The organism is Salirhabdus sp. Marseille-P4669, from assembly GCF_900240405.1.
In the GTDB taxonomy this organism is placed as follows: Bacteria; Bacillota; Bacilli; order Bacillales; family Alkalibacillaceae; genus OEQK01.
The window spans coordinates 549292-563097 of sequence record NZ_OEQK01000002.1; the positions used below are offsets into that span (position 1 = coordinate 549292).

General features: G+C 36.0%; 18 protein-coding genes. 11 read left to right on the forward strand and 7 right to left on the reverse strand.

Features of this window, described 5'->3' with window-relative positions; all coding sequences use genetic code 11:
* The first annotated feature begins 25 nt into the window (after window positions 1–25).
* Window positions 26–1528 carry a carboxypeptidase M32 gene (locus tag C1A05_RS05845; protein WP_102027239.1) on the forward strand — a complete coding sequence of 501 codons (1503 nt, stop codon included), beginning with the start codon at window positions 26–28 and terminating at the stop codon, window positions 1526–1528.
* Window positions 1529–1695: 167 nt separating this feature from the next.
* Here C1A05_RS05845 and C1A05_RS05850 read toward each other — a convergent pair whose 3' ends face one another.
* The 3 genes from C1A05_RS05850 to C1A05_RS05860 are packed head-to-tail and all read right to left on the reverse strand — an operon-like array spanning window position 1696 to window position 4034.
* A complete protein-coding gene (locus C1A05_RS05850; RefSeq protein WP_102027240.1) occupies window positions 1696–3351 on the reverse strand; it encodes a b(o/a)3-type cytochrome-c oxidase subunit 1 in 1656 nt (551 codons plus the stop codon).
* On the reverse strand, window positions 3348–3854 hold the full coding sequence (locus tag C1A05_RS05855) for a cytochrome c oxidase subunit II (protein ID WP_102027241.1): 507 nt from the start codon (window positions 3852–3854) through the stop codon (window positions 3348–3350). Before C1A05_RS05855 ends, C1A05_RS05850 begins: the two co-directional genes overlap by 4 nt.
* A gap of 30 nt (window positions 3855–3884) precedes the next feature.
* Window positions 3885–4034: a cytochrome c oxidase subunit 2A gene (locus C1A05_RS05860; protein WP_102027242.1), complete on the reverse strand. Its 150-nt coding sequence runs from the start codon at window positions 4032–4034 to the stop codon at window positions 3885–3887.
* A 181-nt stretch (window positions 4035–4215) separates the two neighbouring features.
* Between C1A05_RS05860 and C1A05_RS05865 the strand changes: the two genes are divergently transcribed.
* Both C1A05_RS05865 and C1A05_RS05870 read left to right on the forward strand, forming a co-directional pair.
* The gene (locus tag C1A05_RS05865) at window positions 4216–5304 is read left to right on the forward strand and encodes a type III polyketide synthase (protein WP_102027243.1); all 1089 of its coding nucleotides are present in this window, start codon (window positions 4216–4218) and stop codon (window positions 5302–5304) included.
* Entirely contained in the window at window positions 5301–5813 is a 513-nt protein-coding gene (locus C1A05_RS05870) for an isoprenylcysteine carboxyl methyltransferase family protein (protein ID WP_102027244.1), read from the forward strand. The genes C1A05_RS05865 and C1A05_RS05870 overlap by 4 nt, the downstream gene beginning before the upstream one ends.
* Before the next feature lie 47 nt (window positions 5814–5860).
* Here the strand turns inward: C1A05_RS05870 and C1A05_RS05875 are convergent, their stop codons facing one another.
* From C1A05_RS05875 to C1A05_RS05885, 3 genes are all read right to left on the reverse strand, one after another.
* Window positions 5861–6538: a queuosine precursor transporter gene (locus C1A05_RS05875; protein ID WP_102027245.1), complete on the reverse strand. Its 678-nt coding sequence runs from the start codon at window positions 6536–6538 to the stop codon at window positions 5861–5863.
* 148 nt (window positions 6539–6686) lie between these two features.
* Window positions 6687–7307, reverse strand: a complete 621-nt coding sequence (locus tag C1A05_RS05880) for a lytic transglycosylase domain-containing protein (protein WP_102027246.1) — start codon at window positions 7305–7307, stop codon at window positions 6687–6689.
* 130 nt (window positions 7308–7437) lie between these two features.
* Entirely contained in the window at window positions 7438–7638 is a 201-nt protein-coding gene (locus tag C1A05_RS05885; protein ID WP_102027247.1) for a cold-shock protein, read from the reverse strand.
* 321 nt (window positions 7639–7959) lie between these two features.
* On the opposite strand from C1A05_RS05885, the gene C1A05_RS05890 reads away from it, so the two are divergent.
* Together C1A05_RS05890 and C1A05_RS05895 are read left to right on the forward strand one after the other, a co-directional pair.
* Window positions 7960–8814 carry a DUF72 domain-containing protein gene (locus C1A05_RS05890; protein WP_102027248.1) on the forward strand — a complete coding sequence of 285 codons (855 nt, stop codon included), beginning with the start codon at window positions 7960–7962 and terminating at the stop codon, window positions 8812–8814.
* A complete protein-coding gene (locus tag C1A05_RS05895; protein ID WP_102027249.1) occupies window positions 8814–9455 on the forward strand; it encodes an HD domain-containing protein in 642 nt (213 codons plus the stop codon). Before C1A05_RS05890 ends, C1A05_RS05895 begins: the two co-directional genes overlap by 1 nt.
* Before the next feature lie 43 nt (window positions 9456–9498).
* Here the strand turns inward: C1A05_RS05895 and C1A05_RS05900 are convergent, their stop codons facing one another.
* Window positions 9499–10503 carry a C40 family peptidase gene (locus C1A05_RS05900; RefSeq protein WP_102027250.1) on the reverse strand — a complete coding sequence of 335 codons (1005 nt, stop codon included), beginning with the start codon at window positions 10501–10503 and terminating at the stop codon, window positions 9499–9501.
* A gap of 97 nt (window positions 10504–10600) precedes the next feature.
* Here C1A05_RS05900 and C1A05_RS05905 point away from each other — a divergent pair, with 97 nt between their 5' ends.
* The 6 genes from C1A05_RS05905 (at window position 10601) to C1A05_RS05930 (ending at window position 13792) form a co-directional block, all read left to right on the forward strand.
* A complete protein-coding gene (locus C1A05_RS05905; RefSeq protein ID WP_102027251.1) occupies window positions 10601–11557 on the forward strand; it encodes a thymidylate synthase in 957 nt (318 codons plus the stop codon).
* Window positions 11558–11583: 26 nt separating this feature from the next.
* On the forward strand, window positions 11584–12075 hold the full coding sequence (locus tag C1A05_RS05910; protein WP_102027252.1) for a dihydrofolate reductase: 492 nt from the start codon (window positions 11584–11586) through the stop codon (window positions 12073–12075).
* A 157-nt stretch (window positions 12076–12232) separates the two neighbouring features.
* The gene (gene tatA / locus C1A05_RS05915) at window positions 12233–12433 is read left to right on the forward strand and encodes a twin-arginine translocase TatA/TatE family subunit (RefSeq protein WP_102027253.1); all 201 of its coding nucleotides are present in this window, start codon (window positions 12233–12235) and stop codon (window positions 12431–12433) included.
* 30 nt (window positions 12434–12463) lie between these two features.
* Window positions 12464–12664, forward strand: a complete 201-nt coding sequence (locus tag C1A05_RS05920; RefSeq protein ID WP_102027254.1) for a twin-arginine translocase TatA/TatE family subunit — start codon at window positions 12464–12466, stop codon at window positions 12662–12664.
* Between the two features lie 131 nt (window positions 12665–12795).
* Window positions 12796–13545 (forward strand): twin-arginine translocase subunit TatC, encoded by a 750-nt coding sequence (tatC, locus tag C1A05_RS05925; RefSeq protein ID WP_102027255.1) that lies wholly within the window; start codon window positions 12796–12798, stop codon window positions 13543–13545.
* 19 nt (window positions 13546–13564) lie between these two features.
* On the forward strand, window positions 13565–13792 hold the full coding sequence (locus tag C1A05_RS05930; protein ID WP_102027256.1) for a YozE family protein: 228 nt from the start codon (window positions 13565–13567) through the stop codon (window positions 13790–13792).
* Window positions 13793–13806 lie beyond the last annotated feature (14 nt).

Below are 13806 nucleotides of genomic sequence, written 5' to 3' on the forward strand. Positions count from 1 at the left end.
TAAGACAAAAGGGGAGTGAAATATTATGACAAAGAAATATACCGAAACAGAACAGGAATTTCTTGATTTTTTAGCTGAAATGGAAGCATACAACGAAGGTATTCGCTTAATGGCTTGGGATTTACGTACGAAAGCACCAAAAAATTCTGTTAAACAACGTTCGAAAACAATTGGTGTTTTATCACATAAAGTACATCAAATGTCTACTTCTAAAACGATGAAGGATTTTATTGAAGCATTAAAGAATGAAACGAGTGATCCTATTATTCATAAATCTATACTGGAATGTGAAAAAGAGTATAACCGTAATGCCAAAATTCCAGATGAGGAATTTAAGGAATATGTGATGCTCCAGACTGAGGCTGAATCGGTGTGGGAAGAAGCGAGGGAAAAGGCGGATTTTGAAATGTTCCGTCCTTATCTAGAAAAATTGGTAGACTTTAATATTAAGTTTGCAAACTATTGGGGATATGAGAAGAATATTTATGATGCTTTACTAGACATGTATGAACCAGGTATTACAGTGGAAATCTTAGATAATGTTTTTCCGGCTTTACGAAATTCTTTAACGAACCTAATTAAAAAAGTTGAAAATGCAACGTATAAACCAGATACATCTAAAATTTTAGTTCCATTTTCTAAAGATAAGCAAGAAGCTTTTAGTATCGAAATATTAAAGGAAATGGGATATGATTTTAATTCCGGTCGACTGGATGAAACGGTTCATCCATTTATGATCAATATTAATCCATATGACATTCGTGTAACGACAAGATACGATGAAAATGATTTTCGTATGGCTGTGTTTGGTACCATCCATGAAGGTGGCCATGCCTTATATGAACAGAACCTTAGTGAAGACCTAGTCGGTACACCGCTTGCAACTGGAACTTCGAATGGTATACATGAGTCCCAATCCTTATTCTGGGAAACATATGTAGCTCGAAGTGAAGCATTTTGGAATCGATACTTTGAAAGGTTAAAAACGTATGCGCCTGATTCCATTGCAAATCTTTCCAAGGAAGACTTTTATGAAGCGGTAAATGAAGTAAAGGCTTCCTTTATTCGAATCGAAGCGGATGAAATGACTTATCCACTACATATTATGATTCGTTATGAATTAGAAAAAGGTTTGATCAACCGCGAGATTGAAGTAAAAGATCTCCCTAAGCTTTGGAATGATAAAATGGAAGAATATTTAGGGATCCGACCAGAAAATGATCGGGAAGGTGTTTTGCAAGACGTTCATTGGGCAGGAGGAAGCTTTGGGTACTTTCCTTCCTATGCGTTAGGTTATATGTATGGTGCTCAACTTCGCCATGCGTTAAATAAAGAGTTTAATATGAACGAAGCAATCGAAAATGGGGAATTACATAAGATTAAAGAGTGGCTAACAAGAAATGTTCATCAATATGGAAAAAGGAAAGAACCGCTTGAAATTTTACATGATGTAACAGGCGAGGGATTAAACCCTGATTATTTAGTGAACTATTTAGAGGGGAAATATCAGAAAATCTATAAGTGGTAAGTATTAGAAAAGCATAATCATTGGACGAGGATAATAAACCAGTATTGCAAAACGGAATAGTTTAAAATTCTAGATAAGTGCATAAGAAAAATCCAAACCAATACAAATTTTTGTATCGAGGTTTGGATTTTTTTGTTCAAACTTTAGTTGAAATATATATTCTTTCCTTATATATTTCCAATCGGCCATTTGAATCCAGGAGACCCTGGTGGTGCGTTTTGGATAATATCAATAAATGGAATCGTATATGCAATGAGAATCAATACGGCTGTAATTCCGATCCATAGCTTCCAATTTTCGAATAACATTGGAGTGCGATCTACGCCATCTCCTTCCCGATATTCTGCAACTGGAAATTCCTCTATCCCAATAGGTGCTCGGAATGTTAAATAGAAGAATATATATACCATTAATAAAATCCCGATAAAGAGGATTGTTCCTCCGATTGCTTGCCCAATCTGATATCCAATCCACTCCTGCGCTTGCTCCGTTCCACCATACTCAGAATAAGAAGAACGTCGTGGCGCTCCGAGAAGCCCTGCTATATGCATAGAACCAGACATTATCGTCATACCAACTGTCCACACAATTGTTTGAATAATTCCTAATTTATTTATTTTCCTTGTCAATGTCCTTCCAGTTAACACTGGGATTAACCAATAAGCTATCCCGAAAAAGGTTAACATGACTGTTGTCGCAACAGTTAAATGAAAGTGTCCAGTAACCCAAATGGTATTATGAATAACACCATTTAATTGGTTCGAAGCATTGATGATACCACCAGCTCCACCAGGGATAAATGCAGCCATACCAATAAATGGTGCTAAGAAGCGAACATCCTTCCAAGGTAGTTTTTTAAACCAACCAAGTTTACCTTTTGCACCTTTCGCTCTACCTGCCATCTCAAAGGATGCAAACATGGAGAATGCGGTTAGTAGAGATGGAATAACTACCATAAAGGTTAGTACAACTTGGATGTATTTCCAAAATGGATCAATTCCTGGCTCCGTCAATTGGTGGTGAAAACCAACTGGGATGGAGAATAATAAAAATAAAATAAAGGAAAGTCGTGCTAAAGAATCACTGAATATTTTACCCCCAATAACTTTCGGAATAATTGTATACCATGCCATATAAGCAGGCAATAACCAAAAGTAAACTAGTGGGTGACCGAAATACCAAAATAGTGTACGACTAACTAAAATATCTATTTCTGTAACTAGCCCTAAGGACCAAGGAATAAATTGAATTAACACTGTAGCAGCTACACCTAATGTACAGATAAACCAAATTAACATATTAATAACTACCATAAAAGCCATTAACGGTGATTTTTCACCTTTATGTTCTTTCTTCCAACGGTATAACTGATGAAAGTTAATAAAGCAGGCAAACCAGCTACCAACTACTACTAATGCTAATCCAATATAAAAGGTTGGATGAGCTTGTAGTGGAGCATAAAAAGTATAAAGGACACTCGCTTTTCCTAATAGTATTGTCACTGCTGTCATAATCGTACCAACGAGCATAACAAAAAATCCAATCCAAGCCATTTTCCGCTCGAGGTTTGTCATACCAATGCTTTTACTCATCAGAGCATATTGGAAACCAATGATAAAGTAAGTGGTTAGGACAAGTCCTAATATAACTCCGTGTACGGTTAAAACTTGGTAATAATCGATACCAAATGGCAATGTAAATTGTCCTGATCGTACAAATACTTGAAGTAACCCCATTAATCCCCCAATTAATAAGGATATAAAAGCGACCCACATAAAGGCCATTGCTAATCGTGATTGATTTTTAGGTATGCTTTTAATCATGGTTCATACACCTCCAAAACTGCAGTCATCATATGGTGACCAACACCACAATATTCATTACAAACAATGGTAAATTCACCTACATTGTTTAGTGTTGTTTCATAGTCACTGATATAACCTGGTTCTAACATCATGTTGACGTTCGTCCCTGCAATTTGGAATCCATGGACTACATCCGTTGTCGTAGCCTGAAAGATTACATTAGCCCCTTTAGGTATACGTATTTTTCGAACAGGAACTCCTGCTTCATCTTTTCCGAAATTATAATTGAAGGCAGAAGCTAATATGTTCACAACATATTCGTTCTCTCCAATTTGTTGTACACCCAAGTTTTCATCCTTAAAGGATTCATGTGCTTGCACATTTTCTGGGTCTAGTGTTACTAAACAGCTCGGTGGCTGTGTTCCTTGATAAAATGCTCCTACCCCGAGCACAATTAAAAATACGAGTAACGAGCCGATACCAAAGGTTAGCCAAATTTTTTCATACCTATGCAGATGCATAGTTCATTCCCCCTAACCAACAAAAGTTTTCTAACGACTTAAAAAGAGACTGAAAGCACCTATCCAAGCAACAATAATAAAAACACCTATTGCCATTACGGAGATAAATGTCCCTTTTAATTCTGGTTCTTTCTCGTCATGAGCATTACTTGGTTGTTGTCCTTTCAAAACTTTAGCCATTCGATCCCCCACTCCTTTCCTCTTTTTTCAATTTCATCATAGCCATAAAAAAACAGATGCGATAGATGATTTTCATGTAATTCACATTTTTGTCATGATTCTGTTCATAAATATTTCAAAAATGTCAAACGAATAGTTCCAAGCTAAGGGGTAAAAATAACAAAGGAAGAAGGTGACAATAATGCCATATATCGTATCTACAGGTGTTAGCCTGCCAAAATATAAATTAAGCCAGGAAGAAGCAAAAGAGTTAATTCGTCATTTGTTTCCTCGAAAACAATCCGAATTAGAAAGATTGTTACCCGTATTTGATCATGCAAATATAGAGGAAAGGCAATTCATTGTCCCAGTTGATTGGTTTAAGGAGCGGCATTCATTATCGGAAAGAAATCATCTCTATATAAAAGAGGCAATAAGCCATAGCATCGAGGCAATAAAAGACTGTATATCAAACAATACTTTTTTGAATAACGATGTTGTACCAAACGAGATTGATTGCCTGGTATTTGTTTCGAGTACAGGAATCGCAACTCCAACTCTGGATGCATATTGCATAAATGAACTAGGCTTTCGTGAAGATGTAATACGAATGCCTTTGTTTGGATTGGGATGTTTAGGAGGAGCGGCTGGGGTCAGTAGAGTGCATGACTGGTTAACGGCAAATCCAAAGAAATCTGCGCTATTAGTTAATGTAGAATTTTGTAGCTTAGCATTCCAAAAGGAAGATAAACGGATAAGTAACTTTGTAGGTACGGCCCTATTTGGGGATGGTGTGTCATGTGCATTGCTAATTGGAGATGAAAGTGAATTAAAACAGAAGGGGAAGGGGGCTTTACCATATATTCATGCAACGAGCTCGAAAACAAAGCTAGATTCTCTAGATGTCATGGGGTGGGATATTAGGGATAGCGGTTTCCATGTGATTTTTGCGAAAAGTATCCCAAAGCTAGTAGATACATTTTGGAAAGAACACGTAATAGGTTTTTTGGTACAGAACAAATTAACAGTCGATGATTTTTCTTTCTTTACTGCTCATCCTGGAGGACAGAAAGTACTAGATGCGATGCAAACTGTTTTAACCTGTGAAAAAGAAAAGTTTGCATTTTCCTATGAAATTTTACGAAACCATGGAAATATGTCATCTCCAACAGTTATGTATTGTTTAAGGAAAGCGATGTTATCGAAACCAGTTAGCGGAACGAACACACTTCTTACAGCCCTTGGTCCTGGGTTTAGCTCTGAAATCGTATGGTTGGAGTGGAAACAATGATTTATATTATGATCTGGTTCAGTATCGTTGGACAGCGATTAATAGAGTTGTGGGTGGCAAATCGCAATGAGAGATGGATGAAGGAAAATGGGGCTACGATTGTAGAAGAGGGAATCTATAAGTGGATTGTTCTTACCCATGTAACATTTTTAATGGCAATCCTAGTGGAAGGCTACTTATTTCACCATTTACAAAACAAGATTACCGTTTTTGTGCTCTTTCTATTTCTTGTTTTGCAAGTTCTGAGAATGTGGTGTTTAACATCATTAGGAAGGTTTTGGAATACAAAAATTATTGTTCTGCCCAAAGTGGAACGTATTCGCAAGGGTCCATACAAATATGTTCGACATCCGAATTACATCATTGTTGGGTTAGAATTTATAATTATTCCTATCCTTTTTCATGCCTATGTGTCAGCCGTTCTCTTTCCACTTGTACATAGTGTATTAATGTATTATCGAATACCCGCTGAAGAAAGAGCATTAAAAAATAGAAGGGATATTATTTAAACGGGCGCCTCACTCTTTCGGCAGGCGCCCGTTATACATTTGACCTACTATTTATCGGTATTTTTCATTTTTGTTGCGAAATAGAAGAATGGTGTGTCAAGTAATGCGACGAGTAATTTTATAAAATAGGTGGAAATAAATATTTCTAGCCATATATCCATTGGCGTACCGAAAAAAGCAATGGAACAAAATACGAGTGTATCTAATAATTGACTAATTAATGTACTTCCATTATTTCGCAACCACAAATAGCTGTCACTAGGAAACTTTTGCTTTAGCTTGGTAAATAACCAAACGTCTAAAGATTGACTAACAATATAGGCTGCTAAGCTACCTAAAGCAATTTGTGGTACTAGATTAAAGATGGTCTCCAGTGATTGTTGAACGGTATCATACGGAGAGGGTGTGAATCTTAAAGCAATTTGCATCATAATGGTCATGGCAATTAAAGTGAAAAAGCCTAACCAAACTGCTTTTTTTGCTTCTTTTTTACCATATTTTTCATTAAGAATATCAGTCGCTAAAAAGATTGTTCCATACATAATGTTTCCAAGTGTTGCTGTGAATCCAAAAAGTTCCACTTGTTTTAATACTTGAATGTTCGCAACTACGGTTGCCATTCCTATCCAAACAAGTAATCCAGATTTACCAAAAAGCTTATAGATTGCTAAAATCATGATAAAGTTTACGATTGCAAACCCTATCCATAGGTATTCATTAAACATCCTAAATTCCTCCTTAGTTTTGATAACGCAGGATTTTTCGAACTGCGAAATAACCAAAGTTATACTATATAATGATTATGCACATAAAACAAGAAATAAATTTAGAAAGCAAAAAACCACCAGAGGTTCGCCCTCTAGTGGATTTCATCTATGCGAAATACAGACTCGTAACTTTTTGAACATAGTTTTGTGTTTCCTCAAATGGAGGAATACCACCATATTTATCAACATTTCCAGGTCCTGCATTATATGCCGCCAATGCCTTTGTAATATCGCCATCATATCGATTCAACATATCACGTAAATACTTCGTTCCACCTTCAATGTTTTGCTTTGCATCAAAGGAATTTGTAACTCCTAGGCTTCTAGCAGTAGTAGGCATTAGCTGCATTAAGCCTTGCGCTCCAGCATGACTAACAGCACTGGGATTAAAGTTGCTTTCGGTTTGAACAACGGAGCGGATAAGATTCGGATCCACACCATACTTAGTCCCAGCCTCTTGTATGAAACTTTCAATTTCCGACGAACCATATTGCTTTGTTACGGTATGTTGCACGTTCGGCGAATAATTAGAATGCAATTGGTAAAGGGTGCTTGGGTTAAAAGTAGCTGTATTCTGACTAGGAAAGGTGGTGTTTCCGTTTGTCAGCTGACTTTGTAATATTTGTTGAAAAGCTTGTCCCATTGAGGAACCAGGATTGGATTGATTATTTGTAAAAAGCTGTATAGCTTGTAGTTGCATAAAGGTTTGTAAATAACGGATGTCCATTGCTATCTCCTTCCTTAACACTCTAATAACTAGTTTACTAGGGTTTTAGAAGAAAAACAATCCTAATAATATGGTCATCAAAAATAAAGGACGGCAATCCGAATAGGATTGCCGTTTATATTAGTATTTTTTATAGTTTTGTAACATTTGCAGCTTGAGGGCCACGGTCACCTTCTACAATTTCAAATTGCACATTTTGACCTTCTTCTAGCGTTTTGAATCCTTCTTGTTGGATTGCAGAGTAATGTACGAATACATCGTCTCCACCTTCCACTTGAATAAATCCATAACCTTTCTCTGCATTGAACCATTTTACTACACCATTTTGCATAATTAAAATCCTCCTAAAATCTTTCACAAAAAAATGTGGTTATTTCACAAATAAGTATGAAAGATACAAGAAGCTAAAAGTAGCCTAACAAAAAGAGGTAACTTCCATAGAAGTGAAGGACACAAAATCCAATACTTCTATTTGAAGTTACCTGTCTTTCGCGAATCCTTACATACTCTATTTGTAGTTTTATTATATCCAATTGGAATTTTTCAGTCAAGAAGCCTTATCCTACTAAAACCGCCATAAAACGGGTAATTGCTCATGAAATTAGAAAATTTGTTAAAATAAAATAAAACAATAAAATAAGAGGGATGAAAGATGACGATCCATATTGGTTTAACAGGTTGGGGAGACCACCCTTCTTTATATGAGGGTAGTTCCTCAAGTAATAAACTATCCGCATATGCTTCCCACTTTCCAGTAGTGGAAGTGGATACTGCCTTTTATGCCATACAATCGAGAAATAATTATGAAAAATGGGTAAAAGAAACACCTGCTGACTTTTCCTTTGTCATTAAAGCATTTCAGGGTTTAACTGGACATGATCGCGTAAAACGTTCGGAGGAAGAATTTTATGAACTACTCTTAGCATATGCCGCTTCCATTACTCCTGTAATGGAAGCAAATAAACTAAATGCCATCTTATTTCAATTTCCACCGTGGTTTCACCTATGCAAAGAGCATGTACATAAATTACGAATCATTCGAAAGACTTTACCCAATTTGCCACTTGCTCTGGAATTTCGTAATCGTACATGGTTTCAGCCTGAATTTAAAGAAAAAACATTAGAGTTTATGAGAGAAGAAAATTGGATTCATTCCATATGTGATGAGCCACAGGCGGGTGAGGGTTCTATACCGACTATATTAGAGCCTACCCATGAAAAAACGTTAATACGATTTCATGGCAGGAATGTTCATGGCTGGAACAAGAATGGCAATCGAGATTGGCGTGCGGTTCGTTTTTTATATCGATACAACGAAGAAGAATTGTTAGAATGGAAAAATTGGATAGAAGATTTACATGCAAAATCGAAAGAAATTACGATTCTATTTAATAACAATTCGGGTGGAGATGCTGCAGATAATGCAAAACAACTTATTCAGCTATTAAACATACAGTACGAAGGATTAAATCCAAGACAGTTGGACTTATTTGGAGGGGAATTTTAATGGATGATTTTAACGTTATACAGGAAGCAACATCTTGGGTAAGAGAGATATTCGAAGCTGATGCAACTGGACACGATTTTTCACATATCGAAAGGGTAGTAAAGATGTCTCGCTACCTTGCAATGAGGGAAGAAGCAGATATCTTTGTATGTGAAATGGCTGCATTGCTACACGATGTTGCAGATGAAAAGTTAACAGAAGATGTTATGCGTGCAAATGAGGATATCGACTCGTTACTACAAACGTTAGGAGTATCTCAGGAAAGAAGGAATCAAATTAAAGTTGCAATGAAGGATGTATCGTTTAAGGGGAACCATCAAGTACCAAAAACGCTAGAAGGTCAGATTGTCCAAGATGCAGACCGATTAGATGCTATTGGTGCGCTCGGTATTGCAAGGACGTTTGCATACGGGGGGAGTAAAGGGCATAAAATGCATGATCCGGACTGGATGGAGTCCTATAAACAGACAGATTATCGAGATGAAAACAAAACGACAGTCTATCATTTTTACGAAAAACTATTAAAATTAAAGGATTTAATGAACACGCAATCTGCAAAATCAATAGCAGAAAAAAGACACCAATTTATGGAGTCTTTTCTGGATCAATTCTATCGTGAATGGGAAGGGACTGATTTTTAAATCAGTCCTTATAAATGTATCGAATATCAATTCAATCATGCACTTATTGCACTCTTTTCGCTCCTAAATAACGTTGTTGCCAGTAAGATATGGTCATATCACTTATTTCAACACCATTATTTCCTGCATGAATAAAGGTGTTATTTCCTAAGTATATACCTGCATGGGACGGGCCTGCTTTGTACGTTTCAAAGAAGACAACGTCCCCAACGCTTGGTTTCGAAACCGATGCCATAGCATACCACTGATCCGCGACTGTTCGAGGTAAGGAATACCCTTCTTGAGCGAATACGAATTGGAGAAACCCACTACAATCAAAGCCACCTGGACTTTCGCCACCCCAAACATATGGTGTGCCGAGATAGGATTTAGCAATTCCTATTACCCCAGATGCATTTACTGTTGTTGTTTGCTTCACTGTTTGTTTTTCAGGAGTATGTTGAACCGTTTGAACCATAGCTTGTTGCTCTGCTTCTTGGGAGGCTTGCAGTTGTTCTACAAATTGTTCATCTAGCTCCGTTTTAACTGGAATATCATGATCTTCCTGGAACTTTTCTGCTGCAGCTTTCGTTAATGGCCCATAAATACCATCAATTTTACCTTGGTAATAGCCAAAATAGTGAAGGGCACCTTGAACTTTCTTAACATCTTCACTATACATACCAATATCAATGGATTCATTTTCTAAAGAGGTGAGAGGTTCAAGATAATGCTCTTTTTCAACCTCGATTAGTTTGTATATCGTTTCTTTATTAGCGCGACCATTTACATTTAAGTTATATTTTCTTTGGAACTTTTTAACATAATGCTCGGTAATAATTCCAAATTCATCATCAATTTCTGTTTCGAACATATTAACGTTTTTCAGCTTTTTTTGTAATACACGAACAGCTTCACCATGCATACCGTATGTTAATGTTTCGGAATTGGTTAATTTTTTATTTTCCTTTTGAACATCAACATCTAAATACGCTGAAAAAGGTTGCGTAAGGGCCAAACTACTTGCAAGCGTGCCGAAGATTAATGGTTTTGTATTTATGCCTGGCATAGAAACACCACCTTTTCAATTTAGATGTAACATTTATATGAGCTACAAAAAGGATTATGTACATGTTACAATATTGTAAAATAAATAGAATAGGGAGATGCGGGAAAAAATGGATCAGTATTTAAAGTTATGTCAACACATCTTGGATAATGGTGAGAAAAGAGAAGATCGAACAGGAACTGGTACAATTGGGGTGTTTGGTTGTCAAATGCGGTTTGATTTAACTAAAGGATTCCCTTTAATGACGACAAAAAAAGTCCCGTTTCGACTTATTGCCAGTGAATTGTTATGGTTTATGAGAGGGGACACCAATATTAAATTTTTGTTACAGCATAATAACAATATTTGGAATGAGTGGGCCTTTAAAAAATGGGTGGAAAGCGATGAATATAAGGGACCCGATATGACTAATTTTGGGTTGCGCTCCCTCACAGATGAATCATTCAAGAAACATTACGATGAACAAATGGAATTATTTAAAAAACGAATTTTAGATGATGATGCATTTGCCAACAAATACGGGGACTTAGGAAATGTATATGGAAAACAATGGAGAGCATGGGCAACATCAAATGGTGAGACCATTGATCAATTAAAAGATGTAATTAAGCAAATTAAAACAAATCCTACATCCCGTCGTTTAATTGTTTCGGCATGGAATCCAGAAGATGTTCCAAACTCAGCATTACCACCATGTCATACATTATTTCAGTTCTATGTATCAAACAATAAACTATCGTGTCAACTATATCAGCGAAGTGGGGATATGTTCTTGGGTATACCATTTAATATCGCAAGCTATGCTCTACTAACACATTTTATTGCCCATGAATGTAACTTAGAAGTTGGAGAGTTCGTACATACAATTGGAGATGCTCACATTTATGTAAATCATGTGGAACAAGTGAAGACACAGCTTGAACGAGAACCGAAATCCTTGCCTACATTGAAATTAAATAAAAATGTGGAATCTGTTTTTGATTTTACAATGGAAGATATCGTGTTAGAAGGCTATGATCCTCATCCTGCGATTAAGGCACCAGTGGCAGTTTAATTATATAGAAAGAGGCATGATGCATTATGATTTCTTTACTCGTTGCTATGGATAATAATCAGGTTATTGGCAAGGACAATCAACTCCCTTGGCACTTGCCAAATGATTTGAAGTTTTTTAAACAAACGACCTTACATCATAAAATTATTATGGGCAGAAAAACATATGAATCAATTGGGAGGGCACTACCGAAACGAGAAAATGTTGTAATGACTACAAATAAGGAATATACTGCTATTGGATGTGAAGTTATTCATTCTTGGGATCCGGTATTAACATGGAATGAAGAAAATCCAGAGGAAGAGCTATTTGTTATTGGAGGTTATCAGCTGTTTAAGGATGCTATTCCAATTGCGGATAAAATGTATATTACCCATATAGATGATGAATTTGATGGAGATACGTTTTTTCCAACCTTCTCTGATCAAGAGTGGGAGCTAGTGGACAAGGTAAAAGGGTTGAAAGATGATGAAAATCCTTACGACTATTACTTTTGTACATATATGAAAAAGAGATAATTTGAACAATTTATAAACAATTTCATTTATATTTGCAAATTCTATATTTTTAAGAGAAAATAGTGAAAAAGCGTTCTATTGTAAAGTATTTTTTATGAAAGAAATTCTTTTGGACATAATTTGTAAAAGAAGTATATGAACGGAAGGTGAATAATCTATGCTATCAACAATTGGTATTCCTGGTTTGATTCTAATACTAATCATTGCGCTTGTTATTTTTGGACCAAAGAAATTGCCTGAGTTAGGTCGTGCTACAGGTGAAACGTTAAAAGAGTTTAAAAATTCCACACGTGAACTAACGGAAGATACTACAGAAGAAATAAAAGAAGTAGAAGTAGTGTCTCCAAAACAAAAGTAAGAAACTAAATGCTTCTCGAGGTGAATGATTATGCTATCTAATATTGGCATACCTGGTTTAATTTTAATACTTGTAATTGCATTAGTCGTTTTTGGTCCTTCGAAGCTACCGGATATTGGTAGAGCAGTTGGTACGTCTTTAAAAGAATTTAAACGTGCAGCAAGCGGAATAATGTCTGATAATGACGAATCTGCCAAAACAAAAAAGATTGAGTCACCGGATAAAAAATAAAATTGTTGGATTCGAAGGTGTAGGGGCTGCGCCCTTACATCTTCTTTTCTTGAAATGAATGAATTTTTTTAGAATAATAGCTTTTCGCCAATAGAAATTAGACAAGTTGATTGGCGAATGGAGGTACTTGTATGTCAGATGAACATCAAATTAATGAAAGAGAAATGGCAGTAACAGAACATATAGGTGAATTACGTAAGCGACTAATATGGACCGTATTCTTCTTTGTCGTATTTTTTATTTTAGGGTTTGTATATGTTGAGGAAATTTATCATTTTTTTACTAGTGATTTGCAGTTTGAGCTTGTTGCTTTAGGTCCTGGAGAAATCTTTTGGATCTATATAATGATTGCTAGTGTTATTGCAATAACAGGGACGATCCCAATTTTTTGTTTGCAAGCTTGGGGATTTGTTCGCCCTGGTCTAACGCCACGGGAACGAAAAGTAACGTTAGCTTATATACCAGCTCTTTTTCTTTTATTTATTTTAGGCTTATTATTTGGCTATTACATCGTAAATGAATTTATCTTAAGTTTCTTGTTAAATTTGAGTGAAGGCATGCTTGTAAATATGTTTTCAGCTGATAAATATTTTCGGTTTTTACTTTCCTTTACGTTACCATTTGCATTCTTTTTTGAAGTGCCACTAATTGCAATGTTTTTAACGAGCCTCGGAATTATTACGCCTACTCGTTTGAAAAAGATTCGCAAATACGCTTATTTAGTGCTTGTCATATTAGGTACCATGTTATCTCCACCAGACTTTTTATTACAATTATTTGTAATCGTACCATTGATTGTACTATATGAAATAGGCATTATTACATCTGGAATAGCCTATCGAAAAAGAGAAGACACACAAGAAAACCTACCAGTAGAGTGATGGAAAGGGGAGTGAATCCATGCAACGATCGTTTTATCATTTTATGATGAAATATCGAGGAATGCACAAGCATGCAGAAGAAAGAAAGTTTGCAGATTGGTTATTTCAGGATCATTCCTTCCCGAAGCATTCTTCAACCTATGATGAAATTAGTCAATACCTAGAATGGAATAGTCCTTTTCCATCTGCTTTAAGTCTATTCGATCGGTTATGGTCTGTATATGAAGCAGAGGAATTGGAAGGATAATATGTAATATGTAA